18 protein-coding genes are annotated in these 19,423 nt (G+C 61.3%); 13 read left to right on the plus strand and 5 right to left on the minus strand.

The genetic code is table 11. The features are described from left to right. The first annotated feature begins 57 nt into the window (after positions 1-57). From mutL to ACM62R_RS04485, 7 genes are all read left to right on the plus strand, one after another. Complete coding sequence (mutL, locus tag ACM62R_RS04455; RefSeq protein ID WP_415182853.1) at positions 58-1,932, plus strand: DNA mismatch repair endonuclease MutL; 1,875 nt, start codon at positions 58-60, stop codon at positions 1,930-1,932. Further along, complete coding sequence (locus tag ACM62R_RS04460) at positions 1,929-3,092, plus strand: DNA recombination protein RmuC (protein WP_415182854.1); 1,164 nt, start codon at positions 1,929-1,931, stop codon at positions 3,090-3,092. The genes mutL and ACM62R_RS04460 overlap by 4 nt, the downstream gene beginning before the upstream one ends. A 69-nt stretch (positions 3,093-3,161) precedes the next feature. Next, the gene (locus ACM62R_RS04465; protein WP_415182855.1) at positions 3,162-3,506 is read left to right on the plus strand and encodes a DUF3775 domain-containing protein; all 345 of its coding nucleotides are present in this window, start codon (positions 3,162-3,164) and stop codon (positions 3,504-3,506) included. Between the two features lie 94 nt (positions 3,507-3,600). Continuing rightward, entirely contained in the window at positions 3,601-5,568 is a 1,968-nt protein-coding gene (locus ACM62R_RS04470) for an AMP-binding protein (RefSeq protein ID WP_415182856.1), read from the plus strand. 213 nt (positions 5,569-5,781) lie between these two features. Continuing rightward, positions 5,782-8,847 (plus strand): aminotransferase class III-fold pyridoxal phosphate-dependent enzyme, encoded by a 3,066-nt coding sequence (locus ACM62R_RS04475; protein ID WP_415182857.1) that lies wholly within the window; start codon positions 5,782-5,784, stop codon positions 8,845-8,847. A 131-nt stretch (positions 8,848-8,978) separates the two neighbouring features. Next, positions 8,979-9,761, plus strand: coding sequence for a glucosamine-6-phosphate deaminase (gene nagB / locus ACM62R_RS04480; protein WP_415182858.1), 783 nt, complete (start codon positions 8,979-8,981; stop codon positions 9,759-9,761). Between the two features lie 139 nt (positions 9,762-9,900). Next, positions 9,901-11,520 (plus strand): DUF4139 domain-containing protein, encoded by a 1,620-nt coding sequence (locus ACM62R_RS04485; RefSeq protein ID WP_415182859.1) that lies wholly within the window; start codon positions 9,901-9,903, stop codon positions 11,518-11,520. Between the two features lie 14 nt (positions 11,521-11,534). Here the strand turns inward: ACM62R_RS04485 and ACM62R_RS04490 are convergent, their stop codons facing one another. Then, positions 11,535-12,185, minus strand: a complete 651-nt coding sequence (locus tag ACM62R_RS04490; RefSeq protein ID WP_415182860.1) for a carbonic anhydrase — start codon at positions 12,183-12,185, stop codon at positions 11,535-11,537. A 144-nt stretch (positions 12,186-12,329) separates the two neighbouring features. Here ACM62R_RS04490 and ACM62R_RS04495 point away from each other — a divergent pair, with 144 nt between their 5' ends. From ACM62R_RS04495 to ACM62R_RS04505, 3 genes are all read left to right on the plus strand, one after another. Continuing rightward, positions 12,330-12,710 (plus strand): hypothetical protein, encoded by a 381-nt coding sequence (locus tag ACM62R_RS04495; protein WP_415182861.1) that lies wholly within the window; start codon positions 12,330-12,332, stop codon positions 12,708-12,710. Between the two features lie 63 nt (positions 12,711-12,773). Beyond that, positions 12,774-14,159 carry a leucyl aminopeptidase family protein gene (locus ACM62R_RS04500; protein ID WP_415182862.1) on the plus strand — a complete coding sequence of 462 codons (1,386 nt, stop codon included), beginning with the start codon at positions 12,774-12,776 and terminating at the stop codon, positions 14,157-14,159. Beyond that, on the plus strand, positions 14,156-14,989 hold the full coding sequence (locus ACM62R_RS04505) for an NlpC/P60 family protein (protein WP_415182863.1): 834 nt from the start codon (positions 14,156-14,158) through the stop codon (positions 14,987-14,989). Before ACM62R_RS04500 ends, ACM62R_RS04505 begins: the two co-directional genes overlap by 4 nt. 19 nt (positions 14,990-15,008) lie before the next feature. Here the strand turns inward: ACM62R_RS04505 and ACM62R_RS04510 are convergent, their stop codons facing one another. Continuing rightward, positions 15,009-15,356 (minus strand): DUF2794 domain-containing protein, encoded by a 348-nt coding sequence (locus ACM62R_RS04510; protein ID WP_415182864.1) that lies wholly within the window; start codon positions 15,354-15,356, stop codon positions 15,009-15,011. A gap of 335 nt (positions 15,357-15,691) precedes the next feature. Here ACM62R_RS04510 and ACM62R_RS04515 point away from each other — a divergent pair, with 335 nt between their 5' ends. Continuing rightward, positions 15,692-16,135: a c-type cytochrome gene (locus ACM62R_RS04515; RefSeq protein ID WP_415182865.1), complete on the plus strand. Its 444-nt coding sequence runs from the start codon at positions 15,692-15,694 to the stop codon at positions 16,133-16,135. 24 nt (positions 16,136-16,159) lie between these two features. On the opposite strand, the gene ACM62R_RS04520 is transcribed toward ACM62R_RS04515, so the two are convergent. Both ACM62R_RS04520 and ACM62R_RS04525 read right to left on the minus strand, forming a co-directional pair. Then, the gene (locus ACM62R_RS04520; RefSeq protein WP_415182866.1) at positions 16,160-16,429 is read right to left on the minus strand and encodes an I78 family peptidase inhibitor; all 270 of its coding nucleotides are present in this window, start codon (positions 16,427-16,429) and stop codon (positions 16,160-16,162) included. After that, positions 16,429-16,758 (minus strand): hypothetical protein, encoded by a 330-nt coding sequence (locus ACM62R_RS04525; RefSeq protein ID WP_415182867.1) that lies wholly within the window; start codon positions 16,756-16,758, stop codon positions 16,429-16,431. Before ACM62R_RS04525 ends, ACM62R_RS04520 begins: the two co-directional genes overlap by 1 nt. A 77-nt stretch (positions 16,759-16,835) precedes the next feature. On the opposite strand from ACM62R_RS04525, the gene ACM62R_RS04530 reads away from it, so the two are divergent. Beyond that, positions 16,836-17,966 (plus strand): S-(hydroxymethyl)glutathione dehydrogenase/class III alcohol dehydrogenase, encoded by a 1,131-nt coding sequence (locus ACM62R_RS04530; RefSeq protein ID WP_415182868.1) that lies wholly within the window; start codon positions 16,836-16,838, stop codon positions 17,964-17,966. An 87-nt stretch (positions 17,967-18,053) separates the two neighbouring features. Then, complete coding sequence (locus ACM62R_RS04535; protein WP_415182869.1) at positions 18,054-18,800, plus strand: NYN domain-containing protein; 747 nt, start codon at positions 18,054-18,056, stop codon at positions 18,798-18,800. Here the strand turns inward: ACM62R_RS04535 and ACM62R_RS04540 are convergent. Next, the gene (locus ACM62R_RS04540) at positions 18,797-19,414 is read right to left on the minus strand and encodes a TetR/AcrR family transcriptional regulator (RefSeq protein ID WP_415182870.1); all 618 of its coding nucleotides are present in this window, start codon (positions 19,412-19,414) and stop codon (positions 18,797-18,799) included. The two genes, ACM62R_RS04535 and ACM62R_RS04540, sit on opposite strands and share 4 nt — an antisense overlap. Between the last annotated feature and the right edge of the window lie 9 nt (positions 19,415-19,423).

Consider the following 19,423-nt stretch of genomic DNA (forward strand, 5'->3'; position numbering starts at 1 on the left):
CGAAGGGCAGCCCCGAATCTATAGCCTCTGTTCCGGCTTTGTGCTAACCCTAGTGGCATGAACGCCGCACACCCCAATATAGGCGCGCCGCAAGGCGCGGACCGCCCCGTCATCCGGCAGTTGGATGAAACCGCCGCGAACCGTATCGCGGCGGGCGAGGTTGTTGAGCGTCCTGCCTCGGCGGTCAAGGAATTGGTCGAAAACGCGCTGGATGCGGGGGCAAGCCGTGTCGACATTGCCTTTGCCGATGGTGGCAAGACGCTGATCCGTATCACCGACGATGGTTGCGGCATGACGGCTGCGGACCTGCCACTGGCGCTTTCGCGTCATGCGACCTCAAAGATCGACGGGTCAGACCTGCTGAACATCCACACCTTCGGCTTTCGTGGCGAGGCGTTGCCAAGTCTGGGGGCAGTGGGGCGGTTAAGCATCGTTTCGCGGGTTGACGGGCATGACGCGGCGCAAATCGCGGTGGCGGGCGGGCGCGAAACGCCGGTGCGGCCCGCTGCGCTGAACCGTGGCACCGTGGTAGAGCTGCGCGATTTGTTCTTTGCCACGCCTGCACGGTTGAAATTTCTGCGCTCGGACCGCGCTGAAACCCAGGCTATCACCGATGTCGTCAAACGCCTGGCGATGGCCGAGCCCTATGTATCCTTCACCCTGCGTGATCTGTCCGGCGGCGCTGACGGACGCGAGATTTTTCGCGCCGATGCGGAACAGGGCGAACTGTTTGGCGCACTGGCGGGCCGCCTTCGGCGTGTAATCGGGCGCGCCTTCATCGAGAATGCCTTGCCGATAGATGCCGAACGCGACGGGCTGCGCCTGACCGGTTATGCCGCCTTGCCGACCTATTCGCGCGGGGCTGCGGTGGAACAGTTCTTGTTCGTCAACGGCCGCCCGGTGCGGGATAAGCTGCTGACCGGTGCGCTGCGCGCCGCCTATATGGATTTTCTGTCGCGCGATCGGCACCCGGCAGCGGTGCTGTTTTTAACCTGCGATCCTGAACGCGTGGATGTGAACGTCCACCCCGCCAAGGCCGAGGTCCGGTTCCGCGAAGCGGGTCTGGCGCGCGGGCTGATCGTGACCGCGCTGCGTCATGCGCTGGCAGAGGCGGGGCACCGGGCATCAACGACGGTGGCCGACGCGACGCTGGGCGCAATGCGGCCAGACTATGGGCCGGCCGTGTCTGGCGGTCCGCGCATCTATCAGATGGACCGTCCCAGCCTTGGTGCGCGGCACACTGCCTATGCCGGGCAAGCACCGATGTTTGCCGAGGCGCCCCAAGGCTTTGCCACGCCCTTCGCCAGCCCCACCGCCCGCGTTGAAACTGGCCCCGACGGCACGGACACCAATCATCCACTGGGGGCCGCCCGCGCGCAGGTGCATGAAAACTATATCATCGCGCAAACCGCGCGCGGCGTTGTCATCGTTGATCAGCACGCCGCCCACGAACGGCTGGTCTATGAGCGGCTAAAGCGGCAGATGGCAGAAAACGGTATTGCCGCACAGGCGCTGCTGATCCCGGAAATTGTTGATCTGTCGGCCTCTGACGCGGCGCGATTGTTGGACCTTGCGCCTGATCTTGCCCGCCTTGGCCTGACGTTGGAACCATTTGGCGGCAGCGCCATTGCCGTGCGCGAAACCCCCGCAATTCTGGGCGAGATCAACGCCGCCGCCCTGCTTGCCGATATTCTGGACGAGTTGTCAGATCAGGGCGACAGCCTGCGCCTGCAAGCCCGGATCGACGCGGTGCTGTCGCGCATGGCGTGTCATGGCTCGGTCCGGTCCGGTCGCCAGATGCGCCCCGAGGAAATGAACGCCCTGCTGCGCGAAATGGAGGCGACGCCCCATTCCGGCCAATGCAACCATGGCCGCCCAACCTATGTGGAACTGAAACTGGCCGATATTGAGCGGCTTTTCGGCCGCACATGATTACGTTGAATGGTCAGCCGATAATATCAGGCGATCTGCCGGGTCTGATAGTGGTCGGCAGCGGGTTGCTTTTAGTGCTGATCGTGTTGCTTCAAACTCTGCGGGCCACAACCCGCGCGGCGCGAATGGTCGCGCCGATGCAGGCGCAGATTGGTCAGTTGGGGGCCAATATACAGGCGCTTTCGGATGGCCAACACCATCTATCGGGCGGCTTGCATCACGTCTCTGAGGCGCAGGCCAGCGCGCAGGCGCGGATGCTGACGTTGATGGAGCAGCGCCTTGCCGAAGTGTCGCGCGGCATGACGGAAACGCTGCATGGCACCGCCACCCGCACCGCGCGGTCCCTGGGGGATCTTCAGCAACGTCTTGAAACAATTGACAAAGCGCAGGCCAATATCGAAAAGCTTTCGGGCAATGTGCTGGGCCTGCAAGACATCCTGTCGAACAAGCAGACCCGCGGCGCATTTGGCGAAATTCAACTGCATGATATCGTGCTGAAGGCGCTGCCCTCAGACGCCTATACGATGCAGGCAACGCTGTCGAACGGGCGGCGCGCCGATTGCCTTGTGCATCTGCCCAACCCGCCCGGCCCCATCGTGATTGACAGCAAATTCCCGCTGGAAGCCTACGAATCCCTGCGCCGCGCCGAAAACCAAAGCCAGCAGATCGAGGCGCAGCGAATGATGCGCATTGCCGTGCGTAGCCACATCAAGGCCATTTCCGAACGCTATATCCTTGAGGGTGAAACCGCCGATGGCGCGCTGATGTTTCTGCCCTCCGAGGCGGTCTATGCCGAACTGCACGCCAATTTCCCCGAACTGGTGCGCGACGGTTTTACCGCCAAGGTCTGGATCGTGTCGCCAACGACCTGTATGGCCACGCTGAACACCATGCGGGCGGTACTGAAGGACGCAAGGATGCGCGAACAGGCTGGCGCTATCCGCAAGGAACTGGCCGCGCTTTATGCCGATGTGGACCGTCTGGGCACCCGCGTTGAAAGCCTTGATCGGCATTTTGGGCAGGCTGCCAAGGACATCGAAGACATAAAGATTTCAGCCGACAAGGCCGGCAAACGCGCCCGTCGGCTGGACAATTTCGACTTTGAAGAACTTGCCCCCGATGCGCCGTCGCGGGTGGTTCCCCTGAAACCGCTTATCTAACCCCCGCCTGCCATGATTAACTTGCACGCCTTGTCGTAAGCGACGACACTGGTTTCAATGGAGGATCAGATGCTTCAAATCAGTGCAGCCAAAATTGCCTATATCATCATTCTTGCCCGCGAATTTGACGCCGGGGTTCCCGGCACCGGGCACGAGGCTGAACTGCGCAACTTTATCGAAGCGTTGAACGACGATGAAAAGGCCAACCTTGTCGCCGTCATGTGGATTGGCCGCGAAACCTATGACGCCGAAGAGCTGGCCGAAGCCATCGCTACCGCCAAGGCCGAGGCAACCGTTCCCACCGAAGACTATCTGCTGGGTATTCCAATGTTGGCGGATTATCTGGAAGACGGTCTTGACGCTTTGGGCATATCGCTGGAAGACGCGAGCGAGGATGTGTCCCGGATGATCTGACCGGAGGCAACCGGGGCAGTCCGCCCCTTGATCCGGCAGGGGTGCAACACGGCAACCGTGGGCGCGCGGCGTTGAACCGGTACGAGGTGGCCATTTGTCGAAAACCACATTGACAGACGCCGCGCCCCAATCCGTTCCTGCGCTGCTGGCCCGTAATGTGGGGCGTTTTGGCGCGCGCGTGGCGTACCGTGAAAAGAAATCCGGGGTCTGGCACAGTTGGACATGGGCCGAGGCGCAACGCGAAATTCATGATCTGGCAATGGGGTTTTTGTCACTGGGGGTTGATAGGGGCGATTTTGTCGCTGTTATCGGACGAAACCGCCCGGCGCACTACTGGGCCATGGTCGCAGCGCAGATGTGCGGCGCAGTGCCTGTGCCCCTGTATCAGGACGCCATAACCGAAGAGATGGCCCTTGTACTGGAAAACTGCGGCGCGCGCTTTGTGGTTTGCGGCGATCAAAAACAGATCGCCAAGGTGCTTGAGATCAGGCACAGAATCCCGAACATTCGAAATATCATCCATACAGACGGGCCCGGCACGCAAGCGGCTGGTCATTGCCGCCTGCGCGCACTGGCGGATGTGCAGGCCGAAGGGCGCACCAAACAGTGCCAACACAGGGCTGAACTGACCAGGCGTATTGCGGAACTATCCTACGATTCCACATGTGTGGTGCTTTATACCTCAGGCACGACCGGTAGCCCCAAAGGCGTGGTTTTATCAAACCGCAATATCATTGAAACCGCCAAAAACTCGTGTCATTTCGATAACCTGTGTGAAAATGAGGAGGTTCTGGCCTATCTGCCGATGGCGTGGGTGGGGGATTTCATCATTTCGGTCGCGCAGGCAATGTGGGCAGGCTTTACCGTGAATTGCCCCCAAGGCCCTGACACCATAATGGACGACCTACACGAGATCAGCCCTACCTATTTCTTTGCCCCGCCCCGGCTGTTTGAGGGGCAGTTGGTCAGTGCGATGACCCGTATCAAGGATGCGGGACGGTTAAAGAAATGGCTGTTTGATCGCTACATGACCGTTGCACGCAGGGTCGGGCCGAACATCCTGGAAAATAAGCCCGTAGGTTTGCGCGACCGGTTGGCCTATGCGCTGGGCGATATCCTTGTTTACCAGCCGCTAAAGACTGCGCTGGGGTTTGGCAAAATCCGTATAAGCTATACTGCGGGCGAGGCGATCGGGTCTGCGACCTTTGATTTCTACCGCTCTTTGGGGGTCAATCTAAAGCAACTTTACGGGCAAACCGAAGCATCGGTGTTCATCACCCAGCAGCCCGACGGGCAGGCCCGGGCTGATACGGTGGGCCTGCCCAGCCCCGGCGTCGAGGTAAAAATTGCGCAAAATAGCGAAGTTTTCTACCGTAGCGCCGGGGCTTTTGTAGAATATTTCAAGAACCCCGAAAGCACGGCCCGCACCAAAGATGCAAACGGCTGGGTGGCAACCGGGGATGCAGGTTTTTTTGAAAAATCCACTGGGCATTTACGGATCATCGACCGGATAAATGACGTGGGAAAGTTGGCCGATGGCCGGTTGTTCGTGCCCAAATTCGTTGAAAACAAGCTGAAATCCCATCCCAATATTCTGGAAGCCATAGTCTTTGGGGCAAACCGTGATCATTGCACCGCCTTTATCAACATCGACCTGCCAGCGGTAAGAAACTGGGCTGGGCGCCGCAGCATCGCCCATGCGTCCTATCAAGAACTGGCCAGCCACCCGATGGTCTATGAAATGGTCCGGCACCACATTGCAGAGGTCAACAAAGCGGTCGCGGCCGACCCGGTTCTGGCCGGGTGCCAGATCCACAGGTTTTTGATTTTACATAAGGAACTGACTGCCGATGACGGAGAGATGACACGCACCCGCAAGGTGCGCCGCACGGTCGTAACGGCCAGGTTCCCTGACCTGATTGACGCGCTCTATACGAACCGGGACAGCATCCATACCGAGACGGAGGTAAGATATGAAGATGGCCGCAAAGGTATAATCAATGCAACATTGCGGCTGGCCGATGCGCCGGTCGTCCCCAAACAGCAAAGGACCGGGGCGTAAACGCCATAGCCGCAGGGCCGGGCCAACAGCCTTATTTCGCAAGGGCGCAGGATCGCCAACAGTGGGCGGCGTAAAAAAGCCGCGCTGCACCATCAGCATCACTTGAACCCTCAGCATCAGACAGCATAACCTGCGCCCGACAGCCCGCGCCCTTTGATCCATATCAGAGCGGGTATTGCAAATCATTTGGCATTGAACGGCTGGGGGCAAGGCATGACAGGACATTGGCAACAGGTGCTTCAGGACATCTGGGGTATTAGCGCAACCCTCACCCCGCTTGACGGTGAATATGACCTGAACTTCATGGCCACCGGCGCGCAGGACTATGTGCTCAAGGTTATGCGGGCGGGGTGCGATGCTGCGTTCATTGACCTGCAATGCCGGGCGTTCGACCATATTGCCACCCATGCGCCGGGCGTGACGGTGCCCAGAATCATCAAGACCCAAGCGGGCGATCTCTTCGCGTCGGCGCCCGATAAGGCCGGGGTGCCGCGGCTGATCTGGTTATTGGAAAAGGTCGAGGGGCGGACCTATGCCGGTTTCCGGCCGCACAGCACCGCGTTGCTGGGCGATGTCGGGCATGCGGTGGGGGCGATGGACCGCGCCCTTGCCGATTTTACCCACCCGTCGCTGGCGCGTGATTTCAAATGGAACCTGACGCAGGGCGACTGGATTGCCGATCAGGCCGGGGTGATCAAAGATCCGGCCCGCCGCGCCCTGATTGATCGGATCGTGTCCGATTTTCGCGGCGTCAAACCTGCGCTGGCCGCTTTGCCGCCAACCGCCATCCATAATGACGTGAACGATTACAATATCATCGTTGCCGGTAGCCTGACGCAGCCACCGCATGTTGCCGGGCTGATTGATCTGGGGGATATGTGCGCCGCCCCGCGTGTCTGCGATCTGGCGATTGTGGGCGCCTATATGGTGCTGGGCCAGCCCGACCCTGAACAGGCGTTGGCGGTAGTGGTGGCAGGCTATCACGCCGCCTGGCCGCTGACCGCGCCCGAGGTTGATCTGATCTGGCCGCTGTTGCGCCTTCGGCTGGCGGTCAGCGTGGTGAACTCTACCCTGATGGCGCAGGAAAACCCTGCTGACCCCTATGTGGTGATTTCGCAAAAGCCGGCATGGGAGTTTCTTGAATCGGGTCTGGTCAATGACGGGCTGATAGCGGCGCGCCTGCGGGCGGCTTGCGGCCTGCCGGTGACGGACGCGGCACCGCGCATTCTGACTTGGCTTGACCAGCAGCGCGGCAGTTTCGCGCCGATTCTGGGCGCGGATCTGGATGACGCGCCGATGGGCTCTTTGGCGGTCGAAAATGCGACGGCACCGCAAAACCCCTTTGATCTGCCCTTGGCCGAGGCCGCGACGATCGGGCAGGAGTTTGAGGCTGGCGGCCCTGTCTGGCTGGGCTATTACAACGAACCGCGGCTGATCTACACCGCACCCGCCTTTCGCAAAGGCCCTTGGAAGGCGTCGAACCGGCGCACCGTGCATCTGGCGATTGACGCTTTTGCCCCGGCGCAGACGGTGCTGCATGCACCCATGGATGCGACCGTGCATGTGGTCGAAAACCGCACCGATCATCTGGATTACGGCGGCGTGGTGATCTTGCGGCACAAGACCCCGGCAGGGGATCCGTTCTTCACGCTTTATGGGCACCTGAACCCGGAAATCCTTGTGCGTTTGCAGGTTGGTCAACGCATTGCCAAGGGCGAGGCATTTGCCCGGCTGGGCGATGTCAGCCAATCGGGCGGCTGGGCGCCGCATGTCCATTTTCAGTTGGCCCTGACCACCGACGGCATGGACAAGGATTGGCCCGGCGTGGCCGACCCCGATGAGATGTATCTGTGGGGCGCCGTCTGCCCCAACCCCGCGGCGCTATTGAACCTGCCGGATGCCAAAACTTGCTTTGCCCCGACCCAAACGGCAGCGGTGCAGGCGGACCGCACACGCCTGTTTGGCCGTAATCTAAAGCTGAGCTATGCCGACCCGGTGATGCTGGTGCGGGGCTGGCGGCACCATCTGTTCGACCAATGGGGCCGGCCATACCTTGATGCCTACAACAACGTGCCGCATGTGGGCCATGCCCATCCGCGTATTCAGGCGGTGGCGGCGGATCAGTTGAAGCGGATGAATTCAAACACCCGCTATCTGCACCCGGCGCAGACTGCCTTTGCCGAAAAGATCCTGTCGAAAATGCCCGACGGGCTGACGATCTGCTTTTTTGTCAACTCGGGGTCCGAGGCGAATGAACTGGCGCTGCGTCTGGCCCGCGCCAAAACCGGCGGCAAGGACATGATCACCCCCGATCACGGCTATCATGGCAACACCACCGGCGCGATTGACATTTCGGCCTATAAATTCAACGCCAAGGGCGGCATCGGCAAACCCGACTGGGTACACCTTGTCGAAGTCGCCGATGATTATCGCGGCAGTCATCGCCGGGATGACCCCGACCGGGCCGAGAAATTCGCAGCCGAAGTGGATGATGCGCTGGCCGCCATTACGGCGCGCGGCGGCAAGCTGGCCGGGTTTATCGCGGAAACCTTTCCCAGTGTCGGGGGCCAGATCATCCCGCCCAAGGGCTATCTGGCCGCGGTTTACCGGCGGATTCGGGCGGCCGGCGGCGTGTGTATCGCTGATGAGGTGCAAACCGGTCTTGGGCGGCTGGGCGAGTATTATTTTGGCTTTGAGCAGCAGGAAGCCACGCCCGATATCGTCGTGCTGGGCAAGCCGATCGGCAATGGTCATCCGCTGGGCGCTTTGGTGACTACCCGCGAAATTGCCGACAGTTTCGCCAATGGGCCCGAGTATTTCTCAACCTTCGGCGGCTCAACCCTGTCGTGCCGGATGGGCAAAGAGGTTCTTGATATTGTCGATGATGAGGGGTTGATGGAAAACGCCCGAAACATGGGCGCGCTGCTGCAAGACGGCCTTATGCAGCTAAAGGATCGCTATGATATAGTTGGCGATATCCGGGGTTATGGTCTGTTTATCGGCGTTGATCTGGTAAGCAACCCCGAGACCCGCACCCCCGGCACCGAAATCGCGGATTACGTCAAGAACCGGATGCGCGAAAACCGGATCCTGATCGGCAGCGAAGGCCCGTTTGACAACATCCTGAAAATCCGCCCCCCCCTGACGATTGACGCCGAGGACGTCGGCATGATCCTGACCATTCTGGATCAGGTGCTGGAGGAAGCCACTATATTGAAAGCAATGCATAAGGCAGACGTCGACCGCGCAGAACGCCCCCCGCACAGCCCTGACGCCTAGCCGGAGGCTGCCGAAAACCGCGTGGCGCGTCGCCGCCATTGTCACGCGAGGCACTGACCTGATAGCGGTAATTGGGCTGGCGTGGTCACGACTGGTAAGCAAATGGCCCCTGTCGAATGGGAAGGTATGGTATGAAGGTTCTTATTCTTGAGACGGCCGCACAAGCCGTCGCGCGGGCCACCGGTTTTGTTGTGACCATGGTTCAGCAAAAACCGGATGCCGTTTTGGGCTTGGCAACCGGCGGCACGATGCTTCCGCTTTATGATTGTCTGCGCGCCCGGCATCTGGCCGAAGGTGTCTCTTTTGCGGGGGTATCAACCTTCAACCTTGATGAATATATCGGGCTTTCCCCGGATCATCCCTGTTCTTATCACCACTATATGCAAAAGGCGCTGTTTGATCATATCGACATTGACCCCGCCCGCACGCACCTGCCCCATGGCGACAGCGCCGACCCAACCGCCGAAGCCGCCCGCTACGAGGCATTGATCGCGGCGACAGGCGGGATTGATCTGCAACTGCTGGGCATTGGTCAAAACGGCCATATCGGCTTTAACGAGCCCACCTCAAGCCTTGCCTCGCGAACCCGGCTCAAGACCCTGACCGAAGATACCCGTCGCGCCAACCAGCGCTATTTTGACAGTTTCGATGATACCCCGCGCTATGCGCTGACCATGGGTGTGGCGACCATTCTTGAATCGAAGTCCTGCCTATTGCTGGCCACCGGCAGTGCCAAGGCCGATGCCGTGGCGGCGATGGTAGAGGGTCCGGTTGCCGCGATTTGCCCCGCATCCGCCTTGCAGTTGCACCGCAACGTCACCGTCGTTCTGGATCAAGAGGCCGCGGCGGGGCTGAAACTGCGCACCTATTACCATCACGTCCATCCCAAGGGGGATGAAAGCGCCATCGGTTGACCGGGGCGCTATTGCAGCGATGCGGCCCGCAGCCGCCTTGCAGTGGGACACAATCATATGACCGGGGCGGTGCCGCGCGGTGCTTGCATTTTCAGGCCGCGCAGCCAAACCTGTGCACAGTCTGAACACGGAGAGTCCGATGCCCCGTCTTGGCCTTTGTCTTGCGCTTGCCATGTCCACCGCCCCCGCAGCACTTTTTGCCGAAACGATCGAGGCAAATTCAAAGGTCACGCAGGTCACGCTTTACCCGTGGGGTGCGACCGTTACCCGCCGGGTCGCGTTTTCGGCCCCCGAAGGTGCGCATGAGCTGATCGTGGCGGATCTGCCGATGGCGACCACGGCCGATACATTGCGCGTCAGCGGCGACGGGGTGACGATTGGCGCCGTCAGCCTGATACATGGCCGCCTGCCGGTGACGGATGACACCCCCCGCCCGGCGATCAAGGCCGCCAAGGAAGAGGTCAAACGGCTGGAAGAGGTCCTGCGCGGCAAGGACGCCGCCATTGCAGCGATCCGGCTGCGAGCGGATGCGGCAAATGAACAGGTGGCATTCCTGCGCGGGCTGAATCAGTCAGATGCCCCTGCCAGCGCCGAAGACCTGCGCGCCCTGTCGCGGATGGTCGCTGACGAGGTTCTGGCCGCAAGCCAACGCGCCCTGACCGCCGGACAAGAGGCGGATACCGCCAGTCGCGCCCGCGAAGGTGACGTGACGGCGCTTGATAAGGCCCGTCAGGCGTTGGCCGCGCTGACCGATGGCGCCCAAAACCATGCCGCCCTGTCGCTGATGGTGCAGTCCCGCGAAGGCGGCGGCGCGGTCGAGGTGACAAGCTATACCGACACTGCCAGTTGGCGTCCGGTCTATGACATGCGGCTGGACCGCGCGGCGGGTCGGCTGGATATGGAACGCGGCGTCGTCGTGTCGCAATCGTCGGGCGAGGATTGGCGCGGGGTTGATCTGGTGTTGTCAACCGCCCGCCCGTCCGAGCGGTCAGAGCCGTCGGCGCTTTGGCCCTGGCTGCGGCGCATCGACGATCCGGCGCCCTTGGCAGAGTTGGCCCCCAGCCCACTGGCTCGCGCCAGCAAAAGCATGGATTATGCCGGCGCCGCGCCGGTCCTGATGGAAACCGCCGGGGTCGAGATGATGGGCGCCACCGTCACCTATCACTACGCAACGCCCGTCGATATCCGCGACGGGGTCGAGGATCTGCGCCTGAAGCTGGATGACGTGGCACTGACACCCACGATCATCGCCGAGGCAGTGCCGGCCGAGGATAGCGTTGCCTATCTGGTGGCCGAGGGCACGAATGATAGCGGTCAGGTGCTGCTACCCGGGCAGGCGGTGCTGTTTTTGGATGGGGCGTTGGTTGGGGGCGCGGCACTGGGCCTGACGGCCACAGGCGACAAGATGCGCCTGGGCTTTGGCCCGATCGACGGGCTGCGGCTAACCCGCACCGTGCCGCAACGCAGTGAAGGCGGTCGTGGGGTGATCTCCAAATCGAACGAGCTGCAAGAGGTGGCATTGCTGAAGGTTGAAAACCTGACGGACGAGGATTGGCCCCTGCGCGTTCTGGACCGGGTGCCCTATTCCGAACAAGACGATCTGAAAATCCGCTACACCGCGACACCCGCCCCCAGCGAGATCGACCGCAACGGCGCCCGCGGCGTTCTGGCGTGGGAGTCAGATATAAAGGCAGGCGCGACGCAACAGATCCGGCTGGAAACGACCCTGACCTGGCCCGAGGGGAAAGTGCTGAACTGAATGGCAAGAAAAGGTCAGACCTGCACAAAGCCCCCGGTTTCGGCATCGTATTGCATCAACCCGCCCTCGCCAATGTCGGTCAATAACCCGTGCAGGGTCATTTCGCCCGCCTCCAACGCCGCGCGCACGAAGGGGAAGGTCATCAGATTCTCCAGCGACACCACCACTGCCTTACGCTCAAGCGCGGCGATACGTTCGGCTTCGGGCAGATCTTTGACCTGTTCGTAACCGGGGCGCAGGATATCAAGCCACTTGCCGACGAACGAGGTTTCCCTTTCCAGTTCGGGGGCATGACCGCTACACATCGCATCGCAGCCGTCAATGCCACCGCATTGCGTGTGGCCCAGCACGATCAGATGCGCCACCTTCAACGTGGTCACCGCATACTCGACCGTCGCTGAAGTGCCGTGGTGATCACCGTCGGGGGTATAATGCGGCACGAGGTTGGCAATATTGCGGTGAATGAAGAATTCACCCTGATCCGCCCCGAAAATCGAGGTCACATGAACCCGGCTGTCGCAGCACGAAATGACCATGGCGCGCGGGCGCTGCCCGTCTTCGGCCAAACGTCTATACCACGCCCGATTTTCGGCGTAGGTGGTGGCTTTCCAACCGTGATAGCGCTGAACAAGATAGGTGGGTAGCGGCCGAACATGGTCTTTCATCGTCATCCCCTTTTGCGGCTGCGCTCTAGATAAGCTGTAATTGTTCCAAATTCGAGCGGTTTTTGTCGAATCCATCAACCTTTTCTTGAGGCAATAGCGTCAAAGTACCGATCAGCGTGGGGACGCAAGATCGGAGGGTGATGGGTGAACAAGATTGCAAAACTGCGGCCGCAGGAAGGTGTCCGGCTGGATCCTGACTGTCTGGTGGCGCTTTATGCCGAACTTGGGGAAGTCGGGGCCGAACGGGTTATTTCAGCCGCGATGGAAGAATTGGCCGTGCATCTGGCGGCAGTTCAGGCAGCCGTATTGCCAGGCGCTGCCGCAGACCCGATTGCGGCGGCAAGAACCTTGGCGCGGTTGTCAAGGCAGGTGGGCATGACCTCGCTGGCGCGGGTTGCTGAGAATGTGGCGCAATGCGCCGCGTCGGGTGACCCCGTCAGCCAGGCGGCCACGCTGGCGCGGCTGGTGCGTATCACCAACCGCTCGTTGAGCGCTGTGTGGGATTTGCAAGACATCCGCCTTTAGCCCCCCTTGCGGGCGCTGCGCTGTGCGTTAGGCTATGGCGATACCGTAAAAGGACGTTTGACCATGCCCCTCAGCTTTGCCGCCGCTGACAGCCCGTCGCTGCCACTTTATCTGCTGCCAGAAGGTGCCTCAGAGGTGGCTTTTTCGGCGCTTTCAAAATCTACACGGCTTTGGGCCGAGGCGCAGGGTTTTACCGGGGCACTGGGCCAGACCTGTGTGCTGCCGGGGCCAGAGGGCGCGCCCGTTGGGGCACTGTTTGGCCTTGGCACCCTTGCGGCACGCGCGCGTGGCCGCTTTCACCTTGCACGCGCCGCCGAGGCCCTGCCGGAAGGTGCGTGGCATCTGGTGGGTGATCTGTCCCCGACCGAGGCCGACGAGGCCGCGTTGGGCTGGCTGCTGGCGGGGTATCGCTTTACCCGCTACAAATCCGCCCCCGCCTTGAAAGCCCGGCTGAAATGCCCCGATGGCGTTGACGCCACCCGCCTTGAGGTGCTTGCCAACGCCGAGGCGTTGACCCGCGATCTGATCAATACCCCCGCCTCTGACATGGGCCCGGATGAGTTGGAGCAGGCCTTTTTCGCGCTTGCCGCCCGGCATAGCGCGACGGCAACCGCAGTCCGTGGCGACGATCTTTTGGCGCAGGGCTTCCCGATGATCCACGCAGTTGGCCGCGCAAGCCCGCGTGCGCCGCGTTTGCTGGACCTGCGTTGGGGCAGCGCGGGGCCAGAGCTGACCCTGGTTGGCAAGGGCGTGTGTTTTGACACTGGCGGGCTTGATCTGAAACCTGCCGCAGGCATGGGGTTGATGAAAAAGGACATGGGCGGCGCCGCCACCGTGATCGGGCTGGCGCAGATGATCATGGCCCTGCACCTGCCGTTGCGGCTTCGGGTGCTGATCCCGGCGGTGGAAAATGCGGTGTCGGGTAATGCGTTCCGCCCACAAGACATTCTGACCTCGCGCAAGGGGCTGACGGTCGAGGTGAACAACACCGATGCCGAGGGGCGGCTGGTGCTGGCCGATGCACTGGCCTTCGCTGATGAGGAATCGCCCGATCTGATCTTGTGCATGGCCACGCTGACGGGCGCGGCACGCATGGCGCTTGGGCCCGATGTGCCGCCCTTTTACACCGACGACGACGCCCTTGCCGGTGCCCTTGCCAAGGCGGCAGCCAGGGCTGCCGATCCGTTGTGGCGAATGCCGCTTTGGCAGCCCTATGAGCCGCTGATTGAACCCGGTATCGCGGATCTTGACAATGCGCCTTCGGGGGGGATGGCGGGGTCCGTGACCGCCGCCCTGTTCTTGCGCCGTTTTGTAACAGAAACCAAACGTTTCGCCCATTTTGATGTCTACGGCTGGCAACCTACCCCCGCCCCCGCCCGCCCGAAAGGCGGGGCAGGGCAGGGCGCGCGCGCCATTCTGGCCGCCCTTCCCGTGGTTCTGGGGCTATGACGGCTGACCGCCGCCTGACACCGTTCAACGGCCGCGTCGCGCATGTGTCGCTACGCGCGACGGTCGCCGCTGAAACCTATGTGGAGGGCACCAAGGCACAGATCACCGCCCCTCTTGCCGAAATTTGCGCAACCCCGGCGGGCCCGCGCGACCGCCAGCTATTGTTGGGGGCTGCCGTTCTGGTGCTGGAACGCCGCAATGACTGGGCCTTTGTGCAGGCGGAGGCGGATGGTTACTGCGGCTGGGTGCCCGGCAATGCCTTGGGCGTGGCGCAGGTGGCCACCCATTGGGTTGCGGCACCTGCAAGCCACCTTTACCCCGAACCCTCGATCAAGGCCCGCGAACTGGCCGCATTGCCACTGAATGCACGGGTGACCATTACCGGGGCCGACGGCAGGTTCTTGCAGACCGCTGCGGGTGCCTTCATCCCTGCCCAACATCTGCGCGCTATCGGGGATTGGGCCAAAGATCCGGCAGATGTGGCCGCGTCACTATTGGGCACACCCTACCTTTGGGGCGGCAACAGCCGGGCGGGAATTGACTGTTCGGGCCTGGTGCAGGCCGCCTATACCGCCTGCGGCCTGCCCTGCCCTGCCGATAGCGACCTGCAACGGGGCAGTCTGGGCGCACCCCTGCCTGAAGGCGCCCCCTACCGGCGCGGCGATCTGTTTTTCTGGAAGGGTCACGTCGCGCTGGCACTGGACCCTGAAACCTTGATCCACGCGAACGCCTACAGCATGAACGTGGCCCGGGAACCCATCGCCGCCTCTATCCGCCGGATTGACGCGCAGGGCGAGGGCTTGCCGCTTTGCGTCAAGCGGCGCAATTGACGCCAAGGCGATTGGGCTGTCAGTCGATGGGGCGGATCAACTTGCGCTCCAACACCCGCAAAACCTGCGCAATGTCATGGCCGCGCTTGAGGATCTGGCCATCCATGCCGACGACCGAATATTGGCCCTGCCGGGTGCGCAGGGCCGGGCGCTTTTCGATCCGGTAAAGCGGGGTTTCGGCGGCGCGGCGAAAGATCGAGAAAACCGCGACCTCGCGCAGAAAGCTCATCGCGTAATCACGCCACTCGCCCGCTGCCACCATGCGCCCGTAAAGCGATAAGATCACCGATAGCTCTGCCCGGTCAAACGCCGTTTGCGCGGGCGCAGTCTGGGGCCGGGGAAAGGGTGTCGGTGGCTGAACCGTCATCCACGCAGCTTGCCAGCCAAACCGTTGCAGATCAAGCGCCCAGAAGATGCCACCAATTGAGCCCGAAAAAGCCGCCCCCCTAACCCGATGCGGCCCTGATCGCGTGCCACAAAGGAGTTAGCGCAAAACGCTGACGCCCCGGTGGTGCGGTTCACAGCCCTCACCAGCCCGTGCCGCCGGGGTGCTTTTGTCCGCAAAAACCCGCGACAGCGCCGGGAACGCGGTCTGGCGTTCTGACAAAAGCGTGAAAACCCGCACCAAACCACCTACAGCGTTTCATAAAACCCTCTGCGGCAGGCTATAGTCACCCCTTTATGCAACCAGGGAGACTGCCCGTGAAGATTTCCGCCAAAGCCCTTACCCTCGGTCTGATTTGTGCCGCCGGGATCGCCTATGCCAAAGAGGGGGTGCAAAACCCCATCGTCAAAACCCGCATGGACACAATGGACGTGATCCGCGCCAATACCGCCATTCTGGGCGATATGGCCGGCGACAAGGCACCTTTCGATGAAGCCAAGGCAACCGAAGCCGCAGCAGCACTGTCCGCCGCCGCCACAACGATCCCGCAAGTCTTTGAGCCCGAAGAAACCGACCCGGTCTCAGAAGCCCTGCCCGATATCTGGAACAAACCCGACGAGTTCGGCGTCAAGGCCGAAACGCTGTACAAGGCCGCGCAATCCATTGACACGGCATCGCTGGATGGTGTCAGGGCGGGTATGGGGGCCATCGGCGGCGCGTGCAAATCATGCCATGAATCTTTCCGTATGAAGAAAGAGTGATGATTCAGCAGCCGTCGCGCGGGGTCACGAACAGTGGACCCGCGCGATCCTTTCTGATCTGTCGATCACAATGTTCAAACGGTCTGCCCGGTAATCCATCGTCACCGCGGTATCGGGGCGGATAATCCGGACAGGCGCGGCAAACCGCATCGTTTCCAACACTTTAGCGGGCTGACCGACCAGCGTTTGCAACACGTCTGCGCCGCATGTATCGGGCGCCGGGGTTGATACCGGCGATTCAGGCTGGCAAGCCGCAAGCAGCAGACCAAGCGCTATTGCTACGCACCCCCGCATCAGCCGCAATCAACGTTGAAGATGTTACCGTTCTGATCCAGCCGAAAAACCAGCCGGTTCGCACTATATTCCTGCGGCTCAATCCCGCGCCATTCGACGATCCGGTAAGGTTGGGTGATGCCAAGACTGGGGATCACGTCAGCAGACTGGGTCAGGTAGGATGCGTAATCGGCAGCGTGGCACAGATCTGGCTCGCGCTCTTGCAAAAGATTATCGCTGATAACCGGTTGAATCGACTCACCCACCATGTCCTCCGGTTCGGTGGTCTGACACCCCCCCAACAACGCCCCGCATACGGCGATTGTGGCAATGGTGGAAATTCTTTTCATTCGGTGGCACCTCATGGTTGCGTGTGCCGATACTTTGGCACAGGCTTTGGACGAACTTATACAGGGAGAACGAACCAATGAGAACCCGTGCCGCCGTAGCCCTTGCCGCCGGAAAGCCGCTTGTGGTCATGGAAGTCAACCTGGAAGGCCCGAAAGAAGGCGAAGTCCTGGTGGAAATCCGCGCAACCGGGATCTGCCATACCGACGAATTCACCCGGTCAGGCGCTGATCCAGAAGGGATTTTCCCGGCGATTCTGGGGCATGAGGGCGCGGGCGTGGTACTGGAATGTGGCCCCGGCGTAACCACGTTGAAACCCGGCGATCATGTGATCCCGCTATATACGCCGGAATGCCGCGAATGCCCGTCTTGCCTTAGCCAAAAAACCAACCTGTGCACCGCGATCCGCACGACGCAGGGGCAGGGGCTTTTGCCGGATGGCACGACCCGGTTTTCGATGCTGGATGGCACACCGATCCATCACTACATGGGGTGTTCTACCTTCGCCAACCACACGGTCGTGCCTGAAATCGCGCTGGCGAAAATTCGCCCCGACGCGCCGTTTGACAAGGTTTGCTACATTGGCTGCGGCGTAACCACCGGCGTGGGCGCAGTGATCAACACCGCCAAGGTCGAGATCGGCGCCAAGGCGGTGGTCTTTGGGCTGGGTGGTATCGGGTTGAACGTGATCCAGGGCCTGCGGCTTGCCGGTGCGGACATGATCATCGGCGTTGACCTGAACAACGACAAGAAAGAATGGGGCGAGCGGTTTGGCATGACCCATTTCGTCAATCCCAAAGAAATTGACGGCGATGTCGTCAGCCATATCGTCAATATGACCAAAACCCCGTTCGACCAGATTGGCGGTGCCGACTACAGCTTTGACTGCACCGGCAACGTCAAGGTGATGCGCGACGCGTTGGAATGTACGCACCGGGGCTGGGGCCAATCCATTGTCATCGGCGTTGCACCCTCTGGCGCTGAAATCCAGACGCGGCCTTTCCAGTTGGTCACCGGGCGCATCTGGAAAGGCACAGCCTTTGGCGGCGCGCGCGGGCGCACGGATGTACCGCGGATTGTCGATTGGTATATGGATGGAAAGATTCAGATTGACCCGATGATCACCCACATCCTGACATTGGATGAGATCAACAAGGGGTTTGATTTGATGCACGCGGGTGAATCCATTCGGGCCGTCGTCGTTTACTGAACCCAAAAGCCATGGGCGGAATTTTTCTGCCCATGGCGCCTGAACGATCTGTCCGTACTGTCGCGGGCCATACACCATGAGGACAACATGCCAGAAAACCGCGCCCCCCGCCTTTGCGTCCTGATTGATGCTGACAACGTCCCCGCCAGCTATGCCGAAGCGATCTTTGAGGAAGTTGCCTCATTGGGCGAAGCCTCGGTCCGGCGGATTTATGGCGACTGGTCAGCGGTGCGTCTGGGGCCATGGGCCAAAAAGGTTGCGGCGCTGGGTCTGGTGGCCGATCAACAATTCTCCAATACACGGGGCAAGAACGCCTCGGACATCGGGCTGGTGATTGCGGCGATGGATTTTTTGCATTCGGGTCTGTTTGACGGTTTCGTGCTGGTCAGTTCCGACAGCGACTTTACCCGGTTGGCGGCGCGGGTGCGCGAACAGGGGCTTGATGTCTACGGGATTGGCGAAAAAAAGACGCCAGAGGCGTTTCGCATGGCCTGCAAGCGCTTCATCTATGTTGAAAACCTTGGCGATGATGACACACCGCCGCAAGAACCGGTTGGTGCGCGCGACACCGCCCCGCGCCCGGACCCCGCCCCGCGCGACAAGGAACCGGCCAAGAACGCCATCCCCCTGATTGTCGCGGCGATGCGCGCGATTGGCGGCGATGAGGATTGGTATTCGATGGGCCAGATCGGCCAGTTCATTTCGCAGGCGAACCCCGATTTCGACACCCGCAGCTATGGCGCCACCAAGCTAAGCGACCTGATCCGCAAAACCGGCCGGTTTGAGCTAAAGCAAGGCGCCGGCACCCAGTTGATCGTGCGTGATCTGGCCTAAGCCTTTGGCCCGTAGCGCGCCATGAACATCTCGATCGCGCCGGCGATGACGCGTTCCTTGTCACGCGGGCTACAGCATTCGCCGGTGCCAAAGATCAGCCTTGCGTGGATATCGGCCTTGCACAATTCCGCGAACTGATCAGCGGCCAGTTCCAGATCGTCGATCGCCAGATCGCCGCGCGCCACCGCTGCACTAAGGTAGCCGACCAGCCGTTCGCGTACCAAAAGCGGGCCTGATTGGTAAAATTCTTGCCCCAGTGCCGGGAAACGGTCGCTTTCAGCTACGCAGATGCGAAAGATGCCCTGCCCCAGATCCGATGACATGAACGCGATGATCCGTTCGGCGGCGGCCCGCAGCACCACACGGGGCGGCGCGGTCTGGTCGATCACCTCAAGCGCCTCATCGGCCTGACGGCGACATTCAGTCTTGGCGACCTCCATGAACAGCAGGCGTTTATCAGGAAAATAGCTGTAAAGCGTGGCCTTGCTGACCCCGGCTTCGCGGGCAATGTCGTCGACGCTGGCACCGTCAAAGCCATCACGCAAAAAGACCAGTCGCGCGCCGTTCAGCACCTGATCGAACTTGCGGCCTTTTCTGATTTTGTCGCTGGTCATGCTGCCTCT

It is taken from the genome of Phaeovulum sp. (assembly GCF_047638075.1).
In the GTDB taxonomy this organism is placed as follows: Bacteria; Pseudomonadota; Alphaproteobacteria; order Rhodobacterales; family Rhodobacteraceae; genus UBA6197.